Source organism: Chitinophaga sp. 10T418 (genome assembly GCF_056394125.1).
This window is the reverse complement of sequence record NZ_JBFTHG010000010.1, coordinates 265,235-284,251: the sequence shown is the minus strand read 5'-3', so window position 1 is coordinate 284,251 and position 19,017 is coordinate 265,235. Positions and strand designations below refer to the sequence as shown.

Sequence of the window (19,017 nt, the reverse complement as noted above, 5' to 3'; positions counted from 1 at the left end):
TTTTTAGGAAATGGCTACTGTAGGTTTATAAGGATAAATAGTTTTTAACGAAAGAAGAACGCAATATCTTCCAGCGCGAAGGCATCGCCCAATTGCTTTTCCCCGTAATAGTAGGGGCTCACCTTATATAAGGCACTCTGTCCTGCTTTCAACCCATCAAGGGGACAATAGTAAAATTGAAGCTCTGGTAAGGCAGACAAATCCACTCCGTCTTTGTAAGGCAATTCGGTTGTGCCGGGTTTGAATACTCTTACTATATACAAATTTGTTTCCTGCTCGGTGCTGGTGAGCATTGGTAATTCTATAAACTCACTGAAGGTGTTGCCAACGTTTTTTATTGTTTTTACTGGTGTAAAAGAGAAATCATAAGTAATATTATCATATGTCGCCTTTGAAATAACAAAATCTACCGGACCACCGTAGAAATAAGGGAAATCAGTGGTGAACCACAACCGGAAGCCTATATTTCCAGGGTTGGAGACAGGCGTCACTTCCATTTTATCGCTAACGGTTTTGCCATCAAAGAATATTTTTTTGCTCTGTTGGAAAGGTGTCCTGTTTACGTCAATTGTGCTGATAATTTCCTTTGTTCTTTTTTTACGCAGGTCAATTTGTTCTTTATCGTTCCGGATGACGATCGTTGCCATGGCTTGAAATGTACTGTTGGCTTTCACTATAGTCAGCACTTCATTACCTTTTACTACTTCCAGCGTATCATCAGCATTATAGCCTTGAAGCGTCATTTTCACAACGGATACCGGGGGGATGGCCAGCTCCTTTTTGTTACAGGCGGTAAGAAAAGAAGCAATGGTGAACATGTATATGAATGATCTGCAGATGCTTTTCATGGTTGTATTTTTATTTAGAAATTGTAAGAAACAGATAAGCTATAAGTACGACCCAGAAAGCGGGTGAAGGTACGGGTATCGCCGGGCTCATATTTTTCACTGTATCCCGGAAGCCATTCATACCTGTTACTCCATTCAAACCGGTGGTCATCGGAGTCGACGTAGTCTGGTTTCTGCCTTGAGTTGAGATTTCTGTAATACTGAAACGGACCATTTAATAAATTACCCATATTAAATTTTATCTCCAGCTTGTTACTGAACATTCTGTAGCTCACCTGTGCATCCAGTTGTTCCCGGGGCATTTCGCGTTCCATTAAAGTGGGCTCATCAGATACCATGTTGGTTTTGTACCCTGCTTTATTATAAGCGATATTAAAACCAACATGTTTGCCGCTATATGTGATGCCTGCATTCAGGAGGAAGGGTACTTGTCCGTATAACGCCCGTTTAGTGTCGTATATATAAGTGATATCCTTATTGTTCTCGGAATCAAACATCGTGTATTGACTTTGTACGGTAGATTTTTGTAACGTGAGGTTACTGAATAGTGTAATGTTTTGCAGCCATACTGCCGGTGCGATGAACCCGAGATTTTTTCTGACCTCAAATTCAAGTCCGTATACTTTAGCCCATTCTGAATTTTGCAATACATAAGCAAGATTGCCGGAGTGGACGTTGACGGCTAATTCGACCGGGTTCTCAAAATATTTACGGAAAACGCCTGCGGAGATAACTTCTCCGGCGCCGGGATACCATTCTGCTTTAAAATCGTAGCTGGTAATGCGGCCAGAAGTAATGCCTGCTGTCATCAGTTGCCCGTCGTAGTAAGGACTATAGCGGTTAAAGCGGGTATTGTCCATCAGCTCCGGCCGTACAACGGTATTACTCCACGATGCACGCAGATTGATCTGTTGGGTTACGCTCCAGGTAAGATTGGCGGAAGGCATCCATTGCCATTTCGGATCTTCTTTTGGGGCATAAAAACTCAGTTTGGTATTGCTGGGGTTGTTGAGTTCCGTATACGCATAGTATTCTGCGCGTACACCCCATACCAGCCGCAGGTTTTTCAACAGTTGCTGGTCAAACATTACAAAGCCGGCATGAGATTCACTTTTGCCCTCATAGTAATCCAGGCCAAAGGGGTTTATAGCATATAAGAAACCGGTGGAGTCGTACATATGATTGCCCCATTCGCCTACGGGCAGGTAGTGGAGGCTGTCGGCAAATTTGCTGGTGATCGCAAATGGCGCTATTTCCCAGCGAAACCGGCTCTTTTTTAAATTCCCGGCATACCCTGTTTTGAAGGTGCTGAAAATACCACCCAGGCGGAAAGGTATTGCGGCATTAACAGCCCAGTTGTAATGTGTTTCATTATTACGGAAGTACGACCGGGACATGGGTAACTCCTTGGGATCAGTATCACTGCCGGCGCCATAAGTATAAATGTAGCTATCACCTACTTTTTCTGGCTGGGCAGATGTGAAGATGACATCTTTTTCATTCCGGTGTATAGCTGTTCTGGCCAGGTTCCATTCTATTTTTACTTTCCCTGCCAGATGTTGCCCACTCAGTTTATTTTGTAACAGATCCAGGAAGTTAGGATCATCTGTTTCCCGAAGATTAGGAGGAGCATCTGGCGTTATCCTGCCCTGACTTTGATCATAGCCGTAGGTCCTTACGAGAGCATAGTCAAACATCCGGGTATAGGTATTGCGGAAGCTGAAACGATTGTTGCCCGATTGCCAGCCGATATTTAATAACGCGCCTAAGGTGGTAACAAAGCTATAAGTAGCACCTGCATTATTTATAGTGCTGTCCGTGGCATTCCAGTCGCCACGGCGCAGATTCTGGTGTTGGGTGATGGTTTGTGTATTGCGGTAGCTGAGAGAACCGGTATATCCCAGTTTATTGCGGCCGGTGGTATCAAGCTGCAGCGCTCTGCCGATCGTAAACTGGTAGTTTTGCGATGGCATCGCTTTGTAACGATAGGTGGTAAAATTGTCGTTGTTCTTAAACTCGCGGCTTTGTTCAAAGATATCGAATGGTACATTGCCCGCCGGGTAATATAAATATTGTGTATGTCGCAGGTTGGCAGGGAATTGTCCTCTGTGACCATCATCAAACCCCAGGTAGTCATATTTACCCCTGGCCCGGCTATAAAAATCTTTCCCGGTGGTTTGATCATTGTAGGAAGTGCCGACACTGATGGACGTGAAGTTGGATACGGGAATATCTTTGGTGTTGATCTGGATCAGGCCACCACCAAAGCTGGCAGTCATATCCGGTGTGACGGTTTTACTTACCACCACATTATCTACCAGGTTGGAGGGAATGAGGTCGAAGGAAAAATTCCTGCTTTGTGCTTCTGTGCTGGGAAGGGCAATACCATCCAGCATAGCGGTATTATAGCGTTCGCCGATACCACGTACAATCACATATTTATTATCGTTGGTACTTACACCGCTGATACGTTTCAGGCTTTCGCCAATGTTTTTATCCGGTGTACGGGATATTTCTTCTGCACTGATGCCGTTGGTGATTTCTGCGGCTTTTTTTTGTTGCAACAGGAGTGTGTTAACGCTTTCTTTCCGCGCATTGGCGGTCACTAATACACTGTTGAGTTGCCCTTTGCTTCTTCTGAGGGAAGCATTGAGCAGGAAAGGAGCGTTGTCTTTCACCTCAATATCGGTAATGGCTTTGGTGCCATATCCGATAGAGCTGATCATGGCTTCATATTTTCCCGGCGACACCAGGATGGTGAAGGTACCATCCACACTGGTAACGGCTCCTTTATCGGCGATACGGATGGTGGCGCCAATAAGGGGTTTACCATTTTCATCGTCCAGGATTCTGCCGGTTACTTTTCCGGGCTGTTGTTTTCCGGCAGGCGGTTGACCTGCTTTTACCGATATATTTTTATCCTGCAGGGAAAACTGCAAGCCATATTGCTGTTGTAGCTGTCGCAGTGCTTCTCCCAGGGTAACGTTGGCCACGTTAAAAGCAGGAATAGGCAATGTACTCAATTGCTCTGCTGCGAAGGTAAATCCGTAACTGCTTTGTTTGTCCAATGCTTCAATCACCTTTAGGCCTGTGGTGGCCTGCAAATGAAGGGTCACTTTTTCTGTTAACTGATTCAATTGCGCGCTCACAGTCAGCCGGAGCAGAGTAAATGTGAGCAGGAAACAATAAAATAACCGGCCCTGATTTTTGTGACTTTTGTACTTCCCCCTTTTTTGGGTAAAATTGTAGTTCATACTGATACTTGTGTTTTTAAATGCAGGTATTACGAAGGAGGTGTCGGAAGCACCTCCTTTTTTTGTGCTTATTGGATAATGATGACGCTGTCTTTTACTGTATACTTTAAATCGTGTGGAAACAGGATGGCCGACAATGCTTTCTGCCAGCTGGTTTTCCCCATAGAAGCGGTCACTGTTTTATGAGCCAGCTGTTGTGGGTGATACTGTATCCGGATATGATAATGTGTTTCCAGTTGCTGCAATGCTTCCGATAGGGGGATGCCGTTAAAGGAAAGGCCGCCGGTAGTCCAGGAGGCTATGTCATTGGAAAAAGCGGTGGTGAATAATTTGCCGGTGGCTGGCTCATAACGTAGTAGCTGTCCTGGTTCCAGCAGGCTTTGCTGCTCCGGCCGACCTGTCGGATACACGGCTATTTTACCTGCGGTGAGTGCTACACGAATTTGTGTGGCGCCTTTGTGCGCTTCAATGTTAAATGTGGTGCCGAGTACGTGGGTTTCCAGCCCGGCCGACTGCACGATAAAAGGTCGCTTATCATCAGTGGCGACTTTAAAGTATCCTTCTCCCGTAAGTATTACCTTTCGCACTTTATGATTATAGTCAGATGACCAGGTGAGGGTAGAGGAGCGGTTGAGTATGACCGTACTACCATCGGGTAAACCGATAGACTTCATATGTTGGTCATCGCTGTTTACCACATAGTGTTGGATGGGCTGCGTGGTTGGTTTTAGCAGCAGCCAGCCGATGGCTATCAGGCAAAGCAGCAGGGCGGCTACGGCTAAAAGAGGCCGACGGTACCGGTGCGTTCGTGTAGGCGCTGCCGTGATTGTTTCCCGGGAAATAGCCTGCCACAGGCGTTCTTGTTGCCCTGTTATGATATGCTCTTCCGGGATGTCCAGTTGCCAGAGCCATTGCCAGAGTAAAGATGCCTCCTTGGGACTGCTGCGCCGGTGCAGGAATTTATGCAGCAGCAGGTCTAATCGTTTTTTATGTTGCGCCATACAGGTAGTAATTGCGCAAACCGGAATAATGGGGGAAGCTTTCTATGTTAACTTAATATGAACTCTCCAGGATGGTTAAGAAAGTAGGTAACAGGATGATGCCGGCAGGATATTGTTCTCCCGCTTTACGCAGGCGGACCATGCCCAGCTTCAGGTGCGTTTTTACCGATTCCGGGGAAATATTCAATTCGGCCGCAATGTCATTGGTCGTCATGCCGCGGTAATGCTTCAGGGAAAATACGGTTTGCATTTGCGGCGGCATCATGGCGATGGTCTGCGTAATAATATCCTGCAGTTTTCCATATTCTGTTTCAAAAGAAGCATGGGGGAGATCTGCTGCTTCAGGTGACCCTTTGATCTGTGCCTCATAACGGGCAAAGTCTTCATAGTGTTTTTCCTGGAATCCTTTTTTCCTGAAGTATTGAAATATTTTCAGGTAGACACAGGATACCAGGTAGCTTTGAAGGCTCACACTCAGTACCAATGGTTCCTTTTTGCGCCATAATTCTATGAAAAGTTCCTGTACGATATCTTCCGCGTCCTGCGCATCGGCTGTTTTACGGGCGGCGAGCTGAAAGAGCAGCTGCCAGTACCGGTCAAATAATTGCCTGAAAGCTCCGGCATCATTTTGACGGATACCCTGCAACAATTCCATATCCTCCCGGAAGTTCGCGTTCATGTGTTGATATATCTCTGCAAATGTAATCGGGCAATGTTACCAAACCATTAAGATATTATGGGTCTTTTTGGAAGAAAAAAAGATGTTAGTACCGATGTTAACGGATCTGTTAAGCTATTTGTTAATCGTGGCCGGCTTTCTTTGCCATTAATAAACCATTCCACCTGTTCACCAAATTCCACGTATATGAAAACGAGCATCTATCTGTTTGTACTATTGCTCACGGCTTGTCTGTCGGGCGCCTGTAGCAAATCGTATTTAAAAGAATCATCACCCCGGTCTGCTGCCGATGCGGTGAGCGTAAAAGCCAATGCCGCCATTGCAGCATTGCCCGGTGAATTGGGCGATCCCAATATCCGGTATTTTGGTCGTTGGGATTTCAGCAATACCAGTCAGTATATGAATTACTGGGGAGGCGGTTATCTCCGGATGAAATTTACGGGTACCACGGTGAAAATTAAAGTAGGGAATGCCACCAATTATTTTGCAAGGATTGATAACGGTCCCTGGGTAAGTTACCTCAATGCCAGTGGTACCATTAACCTTACGCCCACACCGTTGCCAGCCGGAACGCATACTGTCAGCGTGGCGCAGGGGAAAGACTATAACTACCTGTTCAGCTTCCAGGGATTTGTACTCGATCCGGGTGCTACCACCAGCACACCGGTGGTGGCCACCAACCTGATTGAATGGATCGGAGACTCTATCACTGCCGGCTATACGGATGCGCAGGCGAATGTATCCGGGTATCCGTGGGTATGTGCAGAACTGCTGGGTACAGAGCATACACAGATTGCCTATCCGGGTATTACACTGGTAAGTGGTTTTGCTACGCAGGGAAGTATGGAGGTACAATATTTTAAACTGCAGAATTCATCGTATGCCAATTCTCCTGATTGGGACTTTACACGATATACGCCAAAGATCATTGTAATTAATCTCGGTACCAACGATAACAATAAGCAGGTGCCGGATGCGCAATTTCAAACGACCTATATTTCTTTTCTGGCTAAGGTGCGCAGTAAATTCCCTGATGCTGAAATCTTTGTGCTGAGAACTTTTATAGGCGTAAAAACCGCGCCTACTGCGGCTGCTGTAAACGTGAGGATGGCAGCCGGTGATAATAAACTACACTATGTGGATACCAATGGCTGGCTCACTACCGCCGACTATACCGATGGTCTGCATCCCAGTGTAAGCGGTAATATCAAAGCAGCTAACCTGATAAAGCCCATCCTGGCGCCTTATCTGAGCGGTGGAACTGCCGGAGGTGTTGTCTTCTACCAAAATACCAACTATGGTGGCGCTGCCAGTCAGCCGCTGCAGCCAGGTAATTATACCCTGTCACAGTTGGCAGCAGTGGGGGTGCGCAACGACTGGGCTTCCTCCGTAAAGGTGCCTGCAGGGCGCACAGTAATACTTTATGGAGATGATAACTTCAGCGGCGCCTCCTGGACCCGGACGGCCGACACGCCGGATTTTACCACTTTGTCGCCCAACGCAAATGATAAAATATCTTCTGTACGTATCCAGTAGCATCATTCATTCCCGACCCGAATGAACTGCTCTTTTTTTAACCATCTCAAACCACGTTTTTATGAAAGCACTATCAAAAAATGATAGCTCTGTTGTTGCCCGTTCCAGGTGGCAGATTATTTTCCGGAGCTTTAACCACATGAGCTGTTATGGGCTGTTGCTCCCCATCGTTATGAGCTGCACAAAAAAGATGACGCCGGAAGTAGATACGGCGAAAGACGGGGCTGCTGCCAATGTGAGCGCAGCTGCTTTTCCGGTGTCACCTGCCGGCGATGTGATGGGCAAGCTGGTGGTAGGTTACCAGGGCTGGTTTGCCTGCAAAAATGATGGCTCTCCGCGCAATAGCTGGGTACACTGGGGCAGCAGTCCTGGTGGCAATGCACCTTCTCCCGGCAATCAAACCTTTGAGCTGTGGCCGGATACAAGAGAGTATACCACCACCTTTGCTACGGGCTATGCTAATCTGGGCAACGGGCAGCCGGCCAACCTGTTTTCCTCCTGGACACCGCAAACGGTGAATACCCATTTCCGCTGGATGCAGGAATATGGAATAGACTGTGCTGCCATGCAGCGTTTTGGGAAAAGTGATGCGCAGAAAGACGGCATTGCACAAAGAGTAAGGGACGCCGCACAAACGTACAACAGGAAGTTTTACGTGATGTATGACATCTCCGGCTGGACAAATTTCCAGACAGAAATAAAAACGGACTGGACTAACGTGATTGTAAACACGCTGCAGCTGACAGCATCTTCTGCCTATGCCAAACAAAATGGTAAGCCGGTGATCTGTATCTGGGGAGTAGGTGTCAGCAACCGGCCGGGCAATGTTACTTCCTGGCTGGATGTCATTAATTTTTTCAAGAACCAGGGCTGTTATGTAATTGTGGGTGGTCCGAGAGACTGGCGTACACAAACCGCCAACCTGCCGGCTTTTGATGCCAGTAATATGATCATGCCCTGGGCTACCGGCACTTTTTCAAACATTACAGGGGCTAACAATTATGCCAGTGTAGTAGCTGCTGATTTTTCCTATTGTAATTCCCATAACATCGATTACCAGGCAGAAGCCTTCCCCGGCTTTGCATGGTCTAACTGGAAAGGTGGTGCGCAGAACTTAATACCCAGGTTACACGGAGATTTCATGTGGCAGCAGTTTGCCAATATCCGTAATGCGGGCGTGCCCAGCGTATATGTGGGTATGTTTGATGAATATGATGAAGCCACGGCCATTGCCAAAGCTGCAGAAAATGCGTCTATGAAACCAACGAATCAGTATTTTCTATCACTCGATGCAGATGGCGTAGCTGTTTCTGCAGACTTCTACCTCCGTCTCACCAGCGATGGTGCTAAAATGGTAAAGGGACAAACCGGACTGGTATGGTCGCATCCTACACCGCATGTAACCAGCGGCGGCAGCAGCGGCATTGTTTTTTATGCGGACATTAATTATGGTGGTGCTGCCGGACAGCCGCTGGCAGTGGGTAACTATACGACGGCGCAGTTGACAGCGCTTGGCATCACCAACGACTGGGCTTCTTCTGTTAAGGTGCCTTCCGGTCGGACCGTGATCATGTATGCGGGGGATAATTTTACGGGTACCTCCTGGACCAGCACCAGTGATACACCCAGTTTTCTTACCCTGAGTCCAAGTGCCAATGACCAGGTATCTTCTGTAAAAGTTCAATAAGAGGTGGCCGGCCTGGATGTAAATCCGGGTCGGTTACTTTACCGGGCAGCTACACGGATACCAGGCTCTCCACGCCTTCCTGTTTTCTTAAATTCATCAGTGCATATCTTACTCTTCCCAATGCCGTATTAATGCTGATACCAATGGTTTGCGCCATTTCTTTATAACTCAGGTCGGCATAATACCGAAGTATTAACGCCTCGCGTTGTAAGCCGGGCAAACGATCGAGCATCCTGTTGATTTCCTCACTCACTTCTGCTTTGATAATAAGATGTTCCTGGCTGTGTTCAGACAATTCCATGCTATCGCCCAGTGCATCGTTGTAGGAGATGACCATGGTATGTGCTTTTCTGAAATGACTGATACAGGCGTTGTGGGCTATTCTTACCGCCCATGCAAGGAAACGGCTGTTATCCACATAGTGGCCGGATTTCAGTGCATTCACAATTTTGATAAACACTTCCTGGAAAATATCTTCTGCCAGGTTTCTATCTCTTACCAATAGAACGATGGTGGTAAAGATCCTGTTTTTATGGCGATGTACCAGGGTGGTAAAGGCCGGGTTATTTCCTGAAATATAGAGGCGGATTAATTCCTGATCCGTCAGGTTGCTATATAGGTTCATGCGCGTGATCGTGTATTGTTGGTCAATGAATGTTTTTTGAATGGGGCCACCCTGAATAGGGCAGCCCTGACACATATTGGTGGCTGGTATAGCCAACCTAGTCCTTTAAGTTTAAATATTTTTTTACCTGGTTGTAATCATTCCAGTCAATGCCGGCAGCACTTCTGGCCGTAACACCGCCCGGAATAATTACATATCTGTACTGGTAACGTTTGTCGGTAGTGGTACTGATAGGTGCATTGCCGATCAGGTCAATTTTACCAAGGTAGGCTACAAACCTTACCAGGTAACCATATTCATCTACATACGGTAATGCCTGTACGAAAGGAGTGGCAGCGTTACCGAGATTGATGTATACATTGATAGACGCATTGGCGAGCAAAGCAGCATTTAATTTCGCAGCAGTCAGCGTAGCACCATAAATGATGGTGTTAATAGTACCATTCTGATTAAAGATGGTATCTGCCGGTGCAAATTTTACATCCTGCCAGGTAGAATAAATAACGTTCGCACTACCAGCCGCACCTGAATCGCCCTTAGGACCAGTGGCACCCGGTATGCCCCCGGGGCCGGCAGGACCCGCTGGACCTGCAGGGCCAGTAGCGCCGTCTTTGGAGCAGGCAGCAAAAAATAATACAACAGCAGTGATCAATGCATAGGGCATAAAACGTGTAACCTGTTTCATAATGACAATTGTTTTGTTTTTATTTATTAATGAAAGAATGAATCAATTAAATAATACTACCAGACGTTACGTGGGCAGGTATCTCCGTACTTGTTGCCCAGCAGAAAACCAATCATGATTTCATGTGATCCTTTGCTCACCGTATTCAGAGATGATGCCGTATAGTCGTAGGAGTAACCGATGTTAAACTGTGAGCTGATATTCAACCCAAACATGGCGGCTACGCCGTCATGCAGCCGATAGGAAGCTCCCAGCCAGAGCCGGTCGCGATACATGAACCTGGCATTGACATCTACGCTCAGTGGCATAGCGGTAATCATTTTCAGCATCACTGATGGCATTACATTCAGATCATCGTTTATCCATAAACGATAGCCCGTAGTAAAGAATAAATGCGGCACCAGTTTACCACTGTATACAGAGTCGCCAACCAGTTTACCGTTATCAAATCCGATTTGCTGCGGTATAATATTCTGGGCCGATAAGCCTGCAAAAAAATCTGCTGAATACAACCATAACCCTGCATTTACTTCCGGTTTCCATTTGTTCAATACGCCGGAGCTGCTGCCCAATACCGGATCTGATGGATCAAAGAAGGATACTTTGCTGGCATCCAGACTCACCTGTTGCATGCCTATGCCAATGCCGGCGCTGATGCTGGTTCTGGGCGACAGGTTAATATGATGTGCATATGCACCGGTAACAGAGAAACGATTCAGCGGACCGGTTCTGTCGTTCAGGATCGTGAGTCCTACACCCGGATGAGGAGGCGGAGTGGTGTAATCCTGCCAGTACGCTTTACCCCTGGGATTGTTTCCTTCCGGATCAAAGCCGGTAGGAGAGGCGGTATTGTAGTCCGATTTACGTAGTGGCCCCTGCAGGGTCAGGTACGTAGTGACCGGCGCTCCTTTCATACCTACCCACTGATGCCGGTGACTCAGGCGCAGGTCCCAATAATTTTCAATACCTGCCAACGCCGGATTGATAATAAAAGGATTCATGATATACTGCGTGTAATGTGGCTGTTGCTGTGCATGGGTAAAATGCACGAGCAAAACAAGCAAACCTGTGAGCACAATGTTTTTCATGGATCAGCGATTTTGGATTAAACAGCCGGGCTGTTACTTTTTAATAATGGTAAATGCCGTTCTCCTGTTCTTTTGTCTTCCTTCCGGATTATCACTGCCATCTTCCAGGGTATTGGGAGCTACTGGTTGTGTAGCACCATAACCGATATAAGTAAGTCTGGATGATTCAATGCCTTTGCTCACGAGATAGTCGACACAACTTTTTGCACGAGCTTCAGACAGGCGTTGGTTAAATGCTGCCTTACCTTTGCTATCCGTATGCGCGCTGAGTTCTATGTGCATGGCCGGATTAGCAGCCAGCAGGTCCGCCAGTTTGTCGAGTGATGCAAAAGAAGCTTCCTGCAACGTCGCCTTGTTGAAATCGTAATACACGTTTTCCAGTACTACCGGGGCTTCCGGTGTAATGATTTTTGTGAGGCATAATACCGGTGCGGTGATAGCTGCGGTATCTTCATTCAGGGGAACGGTGATCTGTTGTGAATTAGTCGTATAACCGTTAGCATTAGCTACCGCTTTTAGCGGCAAATAGTCTTCTACAGTAAAAGCGTAGCTACCATCAGTATTGGTTTGTTGCGTGAATATGACCTTATTGTTGACCGTATCAATAATATTGATAGCTGCTCCGGCCAGCGGGGTTTGATTGTCGCAGGAGATAACAACGCCGCTGAGTTGTTTTAACGGACGGTTTTTATGCACAAAGAATAGTTCCAGGCAACAGGCCGCTGCGCGGTCTGTACCCAGCAATACTTCATCCAGCAGGTTTTTATTATTGCTTCTGCTGGCGAAATAGATATCATCTTTTACGGAGTTTACCGGGTATCCCATATTCACCGGGGATTTCCAGCTACCAATGCTTCCTTTGCTGGAGAAAAAGTCGTAGCCTCCCATACCGATGCGGTTGTCGGCAGAGAATATTAATGTGCCGGTAGCTGCATGATAAAACGGTGATTGCTCGTTGCCGGCAGTATTAATGACGTTACCAAGATTGGCGGCCTGTAATGGTTTGCCGGTTTCATCGAGGGTAGCATACCATAAGTCGAAACCACCGTATCCATCAGCTCTGTCACTGGCATACAACAATGTTTTGCCATCTCCCAAAAGATAAGGTTGCTGGGTATTATTTCCTGCCGTGTTCACCAAGGCATCCATTAATACCGGCTCATTCCAGCCATCACCGTTTTTGCGGGCAATATAAATAGCAGAGGTTTTTTTGCCATGATCTATATGCCAGCGGGTAAGAAATAGTAATTGTCCATCCGGCGATAAACAAGCAGCACCCTGATGCAGCCCTTCCGGCTGGTTCAGCTTCAGCAGCCGGATATTGGATATTTGTCCGGCTTCATAATCGCCCGTATATAAGCGGTTGATGTAAGTATGATTTTTCTGGAAAGAACTATCCGGCCTGGTAGATGTAAATATGAGATTGCTGCCGCTGTTCCACACCGGCGCATAGCTGGCGCCGGTGGTGTTTAGCGCTGCCGGCGCTTTGCTCACCTTGTACTCCGATAAATCTTTTTTACTTAACTGTGCCGTAATAAATTCCAGGTTTTGCAATTCTCTTTTCGCAGCTTCTGAGAATTTATCATTGCTGGTATAGTTATTCAGGAAATTGCGGAAGGCCTGTGCGGCGTCTTCATATTTAGCAAGTGCCCGCAGGGAAACAGCATAATAGTAGGCGGCCAGCGGAAAACTGGATTTATCCATTTCCATGGCAGATTCGTAATAGGGGGCTGCCTTACCATAGTTATGCAGGTTGCGGTAACTTTCGGCCAGCTTGTACACGGCCTGCTGTTCGCTGCTTACTTTCACCGTTTTATTTTTCGTTACAGACACGGCTGCATAGGGCTTGTAAGTATCCGGCTTCACGGTTTTAGTGCGGGAGCCCAGGTACTTTTCGTAGTAGGTGGCGGCGGAGTTGTAGTCTTCCTTGCTGTAATACTGATCTGCAGCTTTCAGGTAGTTGTACGTAAACTGTGCATACGAGACCATACCTGATAACAACACTGCGGAGGTAAAAAATATTTTTTTCATGAGATACCTGTTGCGTTTAAAAGTTGATTACAATCTTGGACAAACAAATTCTACGTCCGGTGTTCTGACAGATCTGCGGCCGATGAACGTCAGCGATATTTCAAAGCTGTTGGACCCATGTGCCATTTTGCTGAGATCAGAAGTGTTGATATCATAGCTGGCGCCCAGCATCATATTTTTGTAAATAAATCCTGCGTGGGTAGTAATCGCATCTTTATACCGGTAGTTCAAACCAAGGAGGAAATCAGTACCCGGGGCGGCATTCAGCTGACCGTAGGCACCAACCATTTTTTCCTGGGCAGGTCCCTGCAGCATGTAAAGGAAGTTGGGCGTAATACTGAGTTTATCCGACAACGTTAGTTTCACTCCTCCATGCACATTGAAGCGCATCGGGAACCGGGCATCTCCTTTGGCGCTGAACTGATCCTGTGGTTTTGTGAGATGCATAACAGAGAAGCCACCATAGATATTGAAATTTTTCCCGGGGGTAGCATCATAGTACAAGGCGCCTGCACCGGCATCAAAAGAAGCCGCCGAGTTGCGGGTAAGCCCATCAGAGATAGGATTACCGGGATTGTAACCGGTAACTGGATTCCATTGCTCACCGTAGGTCAGCTTGGAAGGGTCAAATTTGCGCTGAATAAAGCCCAGCTGTAACCCGAAGTTCAGTTGATGATAATGATTCGCATCCAGCTTTACACCGGTATAGGCGGCGCTTACGTAAGCAGTGGTGTAGTTGTATCCACCATCGCCGGCAGTTTGATTTAATACGCTGGCGCCGATGTTGATGTTCTTTGCAGTAGGTATTTCCCCGCTTACCCCGTATGTTTTAAAGGGGCTGATATTTCCCCACTGGGTGCGGTAAATAGCTGCTACGCGGTAGTCGCCGTCAAATACGCCTGTGAGTGCAGGATTTAACCATGACGGATATACGTAGTACTGCGAGAAATGCGGATCTGTCTGTGCCATTAACCGGGTACCGGTACATAAAGCAGCTGCAGAGAGGACTAGGGTTGCAATGATTGTTCTCATTTACAATATATTTTTATGTGAATGATTTACTTTACCTGATAATAGTTACATAACCTGTAATGGGTGCCATGCCTGCTCTGAGCCGGATGACATAGTAATACGTGGCCATTGGCAGCTGATTCCCTTTGAACCGGCCATCCCAGGGGACGTTGTAGCCGGTGGAGCGATACACTCTTGCGCCATACCGGTTGAATACTTCCACGATGCTTTCTGCATAGTCAGCCAGGTTGGTGATGATCCAGGTATCGTTGATATTATCACCATTGGGAGAAAACGCATTGGGTGGTGCCACGGGCTTCAATACTTTCACGGTCATAGCATCACGCGCCATGCAACTGTGTTTACCAATAGCTGTCAGCGTATAGGTGGCATCGTGCATCGCAGGTATTACGGGCGACAACAGGGTAGGGTCCGGGAAGTCTGCCGGGGGATCCCAGTTGAAGCGCAGGTTAACCGAATCATTGGCAACTGGTTTGAAGCTGATGATGGTGCCCTGCGCAACTACAAAGGATGGTCCTGCATCGATGATGGGTTGCAGGTATACGATTACCTTGCTGCTATAAGCAGAAGAACCGCAACCCGACTGATTTGCTACTTGCAACTGCACACTGTATTCACCGGGGGCAGTATATTTTTTTACCGGATGCTGCTCTGTGGAAGTGGTACCATCACCAAAACTCCATTGCCATTTATTAATGGTGCCGGTAGGATCTGTACTCAGATCAGTAAACACGTTATCGGCGCCCTGGCAAAGGGTATCCGGTGTTACTTTAAAGGAAGCTACCGGCTGGCCAAAGAAGGCGCTTAATGTTTTGGTAGCAGAATCCTTACAACCACTGGCAGTGGTAGCGATCAGCTTCACGTTAAACGGACCAAATGCTTTGTACTGCCAGGTGGGATCTTTAGCGGCTGAGCCGGTACCACCATCGCCGAAGTTCCATTGGTAGGTGAGTGTTGATTTATCTTTCACCGTGGTCAGGTTGGCAAAAACAGCAGTGCCATCGGGCATACATACTTTAGCTGGCAGACTGAAATCTGTTGCTGGTAAAGGATGTACAGCTACTATAGCTTGGGCGGTGTCACTGATACAGTTATGATCACTCACGGCCACCAGCTTTACGAGGTAGTTGCTGTCTTTCTGATAGGTGATGGTAAACGGATTGTTGTTGGTGTTGTTTTTCAATGTGCCATCAGCGAGGTCCCATTTCCAGTTGGTGATGTTGCCCGCTGAAATAGTGGATTGGTCAGTGAAAACAGTATTCTGTCCGAGGCACAGATTGGCTGCTGCGGTAAAGGCAGCTGCAGGTTTAGGATATACCACCATCGTAGTGGAAATGGAATCGGTACAACCACTGTCTGTATTAAATACATACCAGATCGTATGGGTACCGGTGCCGGCGGTGGCAGGTGTAAAGTTACCAGCGGAATCCGTTGCCGGACCGCGATAAAATCCTTTACCCGCCACGCCGTTTTGTACAGTGGCTTTGCCTACTGCGATGGTGCCAGGTACATTTACACAAACACCGGTTAATGCAGCGTAAGCCAGTTGTGGTTTCAGTTTAAAGGTGGCTGTAACGGTTGTATCTTTCGTACAGCCTTTATCGGTAGTCACACTATATTTAATGCTATACGTTCCAAACTTTGTATAGTTATGTGTGGGATCTTTGAGTACAGAAGTATTGGGATTGGCGCCAGTTGCGTTGGCGTCTCCGAAGTTCCAGGCATGGGTGCTGATGGTTTGTGCATCAGGTACCACAGCGCCACTGGTAAACTGTACCAGGCCACCTACAGGCAAACAATCGCCAGGGTAAGCAAACAGCGGAGTAGGCTTGGCATATACGGTCACCACCTTTGTTACGGTATCACTTATACACAGGTCACTCACTTTTACCACATGTTTGATGGTATAGGAGTTGTGATCTTTGTAAGTAATCGTTTGTACGGCACCGGTAGTCGCATTTAACACGGAGTCGTTGCCGAAATTCCAGTACCAGGATTTTAATGGAGCTGTGCCTCCATAGGTCGACTGATCCGTAATTTTTAATGCGCCTGTTTCGCATATGGCGGCCATATCAGTGGTAAAGGTGGCCACGGGCTTCGCTACTGCTGCTACGGTGAAGGAAGTATCTCCCACGCAGCCATCTCTTGAAATAACGGTGAGTTTTACCGCAGCATTGCCAACCGGAAATACTTTACCTACTCTCACGCCACTATCTTTTACTGCACCGGGAAATTCCCATTGCCAGCGATCAATCAAAGGATCTTTTAAACTGCTGTCTCCTTTAAAATAAACCGTATCCAGGGTGCAGCCGGTGTAGGTATACGTCATCACCGCACGGGGCTTGCCTTTTACGCTGACGGTGAATCCCACCTTTTCTGTGTGCGTGCAGTTCTCAATGCTGGGATGTGTGGTCAGTACCGGTACATCATATTCTCCGATGGCACTAAACTGGTAGGTGCCTGGCAAAGTATATTTATAGTAAGTAATACCGTTGATCGACACGGTGCCGGTACTTACCGGTGCGTTATCTGTTACATCAGCATTGGGCGTAACTGCCGTGCCGAGTGCGCTGAGCTTCCATACCATTTTTGTAGGCTGATAAGCCATTAAAATGGAGAGCTGCACAGGAGTATTGGTACAGGTAAAATCATTGGAACTTTTTGAAGTATCATAACTGTTATGAATAGACCCTACGGCATTCAGGTTGTTGATCAGCGTACCAGCATTGTAGCCATAGCTTTCTACACTTCCGAGTCCATAAGTAACGGCAGTAAAGGCAGAGTCACTTTTTACAATACATTGTGCAGGTGCCGCCGCCCATCTCTTAATGACTACCGTATAGCCGGGGAGGTTAGGATGCGGGTAAGAGAAGTCATACAGAGGGCTGCCATCTATCAACAGGGAAGGAACACCTAACGTAGGTATGATCATTGTGAGATAGTTGGTTTCAATAAACTCCCGGTTGTTGCGGTAAAATCCTATCCGTTTGATGGCCTGTTCTACAGGGCTCAGGTATATCATTTCCGGATCACCGAGGCCGCCGGTATTGCCGCAGGCGCCTGATGAAGACATAAACTGCGCCACCAGTACCGGTTTATCCGATTCAATATAATCGGCGGTATTACTCACAAATTCATAGTAGGAGTTGGCAATCAGACTGCTGGCCGGCAGGACCACGCCGTTTCTTTTTACCACTGTGGTTGGATCTTTCACCGCCACTTTATAGATATTAAATTGCAGACTGGAGGCTACATCATCTTCGGAAGTAGGCGCTGTGAGATAACGTTTGCCCCATGCCTGGAAAGGGAAGATCTGTTGAATATTATTATCTCCGCTGCTGCTGCTGTTGTTACAGGTGATAGCGGTACGACTGCTGCCGGAGAACACTGCTACAGGGTAACATTGTCCCGCCGGATTACCGATAGATTTGATAGTAGTACCTGTGAGTTGCCGCCCAACGCCGCTGCCTAGTGAGGCGCCTACCAGCTGGTAAATATCACCGCGGTTTAACGTAACGGTGAAAGGCACACCCGCCGGCCGGCCATTGCGCGTTAATACAGATGGCGTGATTTCTACCACGGTATTATTCTGATTGGCAATCACAAACATCCAGGAGAAACAGTCGTCTGCATAGTTCTGCATACTGTTGACGGAGATATAGGAATATCCCCAGGTTTCTTCCGGCATCAGCATGGTAGCACCCGAAGAGGCGCTGCCATAGATATGTGCATAAGCTACAATGGGTACATTACTTTGTATGTGTATCGACTTACCTGTGAATACGCCTTCTCCGCCGGTACCACCAAAGGAGGGAGGCAGGGAATACAATCTTGCATCTATACCGCCTGATTTCGGAATCAGGTCAGAAGCAATAACAGTATTAGCGGGAATATTATAGGTACGTGTCCAGCTGGTGCCGGTAATGCTGACAGTTACGGTAGCCGGTTGTTCTGCACTGAGGTACAGGATCATTTCCTGGCTGTTGCTCTGTCCCATTTCCATAAACTGATGGTGTCCGTAGCCCACCCAGAAATCTTTCCCCTTGTTGGAAAGATTCTGGGCGTATGCAACATTGGCCACGGAGGAAATCAAGATAAGGGATATGGCAATGCAAAGTTGTTTTGCCGACATGCAAGCCTTATAATATGTTAGTTTGGTTGACATCTTTTTCAATTTTTCATATTGAAATGATTATTGTTTGATGATCATCTTCGACGTCCTGGTTCCATCTTCAAAAATGGTGTTCAGCATATAAGCGCCGCGTTGTATATCCCGCACATACATCTGGTTATTTTTTCCTGTAGCTGTCATCTTTTTAATGGGTTTGCCATCCATGGTGTAGAGTACCAGTTGTTGAATGGATTGGCGCGACTTTATATTCAGTGCAGCAATTACCGGGTTAGGATATACGAGTACGGATCTTCTGTCCATCATGATACTGTCTATTCCCTGTCGTGTCGGTCGGATGGTTGCATTGGCCATAGGCCAATGCAACATTAAACATCCGATGACAAACAGTAACGACTTCACTATGCTGATTTTTTTCATAG

The 19,017-nt window shown here is 47.1% G+C and carries 13 protein-coding genes; 2 read left to right on the top strand and 11 right to left on the bottom strand.

Annotated features, from left to right (window positions below; all coding sequences use genetic code 11):
• Nucleotides 1–44: 44 nt before the first annotated feature.
• The 4 genes from AC1DCV_RS26565 to AC1DCV_RS26550 all read right to left on the bottom strand — a co-directional run bounded on the left by AC1DCV_RS26565 (nt 45) and on the right by AC1DCV_RS26550 (nt 5,782).
• Nucleotides 45–848, bottom strand: coding sequence for a hypothetical protein (locus tag AC1DCV_RS26565; RefSeq protein ID WP_477026016.1), 804 nt, complete (start codon nt 846–848; stop codon nt 45–47).
• A gap of 14 nt (nt 849–862) precedes the next feature.
• Complete coding sequence (locus AC1DCV_RS26560) at nt 863–4,102, bottom strand: TonB-dependent receptor domain-containing protein (protein WP_477026015.1); 3,240 nt, start codon at nt 4,100–4,102, stop codon at nt 863–865.
• Nucleotides 4,103–4,170: 68 nt separating this feature from the next.
• Nucleotides 4,171–5,103, bottom strand: a complete 933-nt coding sequence (locus AC1DCV_RS26555) for a FecR family protein (RefSeq protein ID WP_477026014.1) — start codon at nt 5,101–5,103, stop codon at nt 4,171–4,173.
• A gap of 52 nt (nt 5,104–5,155) precedes the next feature.
• Nucleotides 5,156–5,782, bottom strand: a complete 627-nt coding sequence (locus AC1DCV_RS26550; protein WP_477026013.1) for an RNA polymerase sigma-70 factor — start codon at nt 5,780–5,782, stop codon at nt 5,156–5,158.
• A 186-nt stretch (nt 5,783–5,968) separates the two neighbouring features.
• Here AC1DCV_RS26550 and AC1DCV_RS26545 point away from each other — a divergent pair, with 186 nt between their 5' ends.
• Both AC1DCV_RS26545 and AC1DCV_RS26540 read left to right on the top strand, forming a co-directional pair.
• Complete coding sequence (locus AC1DCV_RS26545) at nt 5,969–7,318, top strand: GDSL-type esterase/lipase family protein (RefSeq protein WP_477026012.1); 1,350 nt, start codon at nt 5,969–5,971, stop codon at nt 7,316–7,318.
• Nucleotides 7,319–7,379: 61 nt separating this feature from the next.
• Nucleotides 7,380–9,005, top strand: coding sequence for a hypothetical protein (locus AC1DCV_RS26540; protein ID WP_477026011.1), 1,626 nt, complete (start codon nt 7,380–7,382; stop codon nt 9,003–9,005).
• A 49-nt stretch (nt 9,006–9,054) separates the two neighbouring features.
• Here AC1DCV_RS26540 and AC1DCV_RS26535 read toward each other — a convergent pair whose 3' ends face one another.
• Genes AC1DCV_RS26535 through AC1DCV_RS26505 form a run of 7 tightly spaced genes read right to left on the bottom strand, consistent with a single transcriptional unit; the run spans nt 9,055 to nt 19,015 of the window.
• Complete coding sequence (locus AC1DCV_RS26535; RefSeq protein ID WP_477026010.1) at nt 9,055–9,726, bottom strand: RNA polymerase sigma factor; 672 nt, start codon at nt 9,724–9,726, stop codon at nt 9,055–9,057.
• A gap of 1 nt (nt 9,727) precedes the next feature.
• The gene (locus AC1DCV_RS26530) at nt 9,728–10,315 is read right to left on the bottom strand and encodes a hypothetical protein (RefSeq protein ID WP_477026009.1); all 588 of its coding nucleotides are present in this window, start codon (nt 10,313–10,315) and stop codon (nt 9,728–9,730) included.
• A gap of 56 nt (nt 10,316–10,371) precedes the next feature.
• Complete coding sequence (locus AC1DCV_RS26525) at nt 10,372–11,403, bottom strand: PorP/SprF family type IX secretion system membrane protein (protein ID WP_441577563.1); 1,032 nt, start codon at nt 11,401–11,403, stop codon at nt 10,372–10,374.
• 33 nt (nt 11,404–11,436) lie between these two features.
• A complete protein-coding gene (locus AC1DCV_RS26520; protein WP_477026008.1) occupies nt 11,437–13,434 on the bottom strand; it encodes an OmpA family protein in 1,998 nt (665 codons plus the stop codon).
• A 27-nt stretch (nt 13,435–13,461) separates the two neighbouring features.
• Nucleotides 13,462–14,466: a PorP/SprF family type IX secretion system membrane protein gene (locus tag AC1DCV_RS26515; protein ID WP_477026007.1), complete on the bottom strand. Its 1,005-nt coding sequence runs from the start codon at nt 14,464–14,466 to the stop codon at nt 13,462–13,464.
• A gap of 31 nt (nt 14,467–14,497) precedes the next feature.
• The gene (locus AC1DCV_RS26510; protein ID WP_477026006.1) at nt 14,498–18,598 is read right to left on the bottom strand and encodes a PKD domain-containing protein; all 4,101 of its coding nucleotides are present in this window, start codon (nt 18,596–18,598) and stop codon (nt 14,498–14,500) included.
• A gap of 60 nt (nt 18,599–18,658) precedes the next feature.
• The gene (locus AC1DCV_RS26505) at nt 18,659–19,015 is read right to left on the bottom strand and encodes a T9SS type A sorting domain-containing protein (RefSeq protein WP_477026005.1); all 357 of its coding nucleotides are present in this window, start codon (nt 19,013–19,015) and stop codon (nt 18,659–18,661) included.
• Nucleotides 19,016–19,017 lie beyond the last annotated feature (2 nt).

What these genes read in the sequence shown, in the direction of transcription:
- AC1DCV_RS26560 (WP_477026015.1), bottom strand. Translation starts at nt 4,102, where the DNA reads ATGAACTACAATTTTACCCAAAAAAGGGGGAAGTACAAAAGTCACAAA.
- AC1DCV_RS26510 (WP_477026006.1), bottom strand. Translation starts at nt 18,598, where the DNA reads ATGTCGGCAAAACAACTTTGCATTGCCATATCCCTTATCTTGATTTCC.
- AC1DCV_RS26525 (WP_441577563.1), bottom strand. Translation starts at nt 11,403, where the DNA reads ATGAAAAACATTGTGCTCACAGGTTTGCTTGTTTTGCTCGTGCATTTT.
- AC1DCV_RS26565 (WP_477026016.1), bottom strand. Translation starts at nt 848, where the DNA reads ATGAAAAGCATCTGCAGATCATTCATATACATGTTCACCATTGCTTCT.
- AC1DCV_RS26555 (WP_477026014.1), bottom strand. Translation starts at nt 5,103, where the DNA reads ATGGCGCAACATAAAAAACGATTAGACCTGCTGCTGCATAAATTCCTG.
- AC1DCV_RS26540 (WP_477026011.1), top strand. Translation starts at nt 7,380, where the DNA reads ATGAAAGCACTATCAAAAAATGATAGCTCTGTTGTTGCCCGTTCCAGG.
- AC1DCV_RS26515 (WP_477026007.1), bottom strand. Translation starts at nt 14,466, where the DNA reads ATGAGAACAATCATTGCAACCCTAGTCCTCTCTGCAGCTGCTTTATGT.
- AC1DCV_RS26550 (WP_477026013.1), bottom strand. Translation starts at nt 5,782, where the DNA reads ATGAACGCGAACTTCCGGGAGGATATGGAATTGTTGCAGGGTATCCGT.
- AC1DCV_RS26505 (WP_477026005.1), bottom strand. Translation starts at nt 19,015, where the DNA reads ATGAAAAAAATCAGCATAGTGAAGTCGTTACTGTTTGTCATCGGATGT.
- AC1DCV_RS26520 (WP_477026008.1), bottom strand. Translation starts at nt 13,434, where the DNA reads ATGAAAAAAATATTTTTTACCTCCGCAGTGTTGTTATCAGGTATGGTC.
- AC1DCV_RS26545 (WP_477026012.1), top strand. Translation starts at nt 5,969, where the DNA reads ATGAAAACGAGCATCTATCTGTTTGTACTATTGCTCACGGCTTGTCTG.
- AC1DCV_RS26530 (WP_477026009.1), bottom strand. Translation starts at nt 10,315, where the DNA reads ATGAAACAGGTTACACGTTTTATGCCCTATGCATTGATCACTGCTGTT.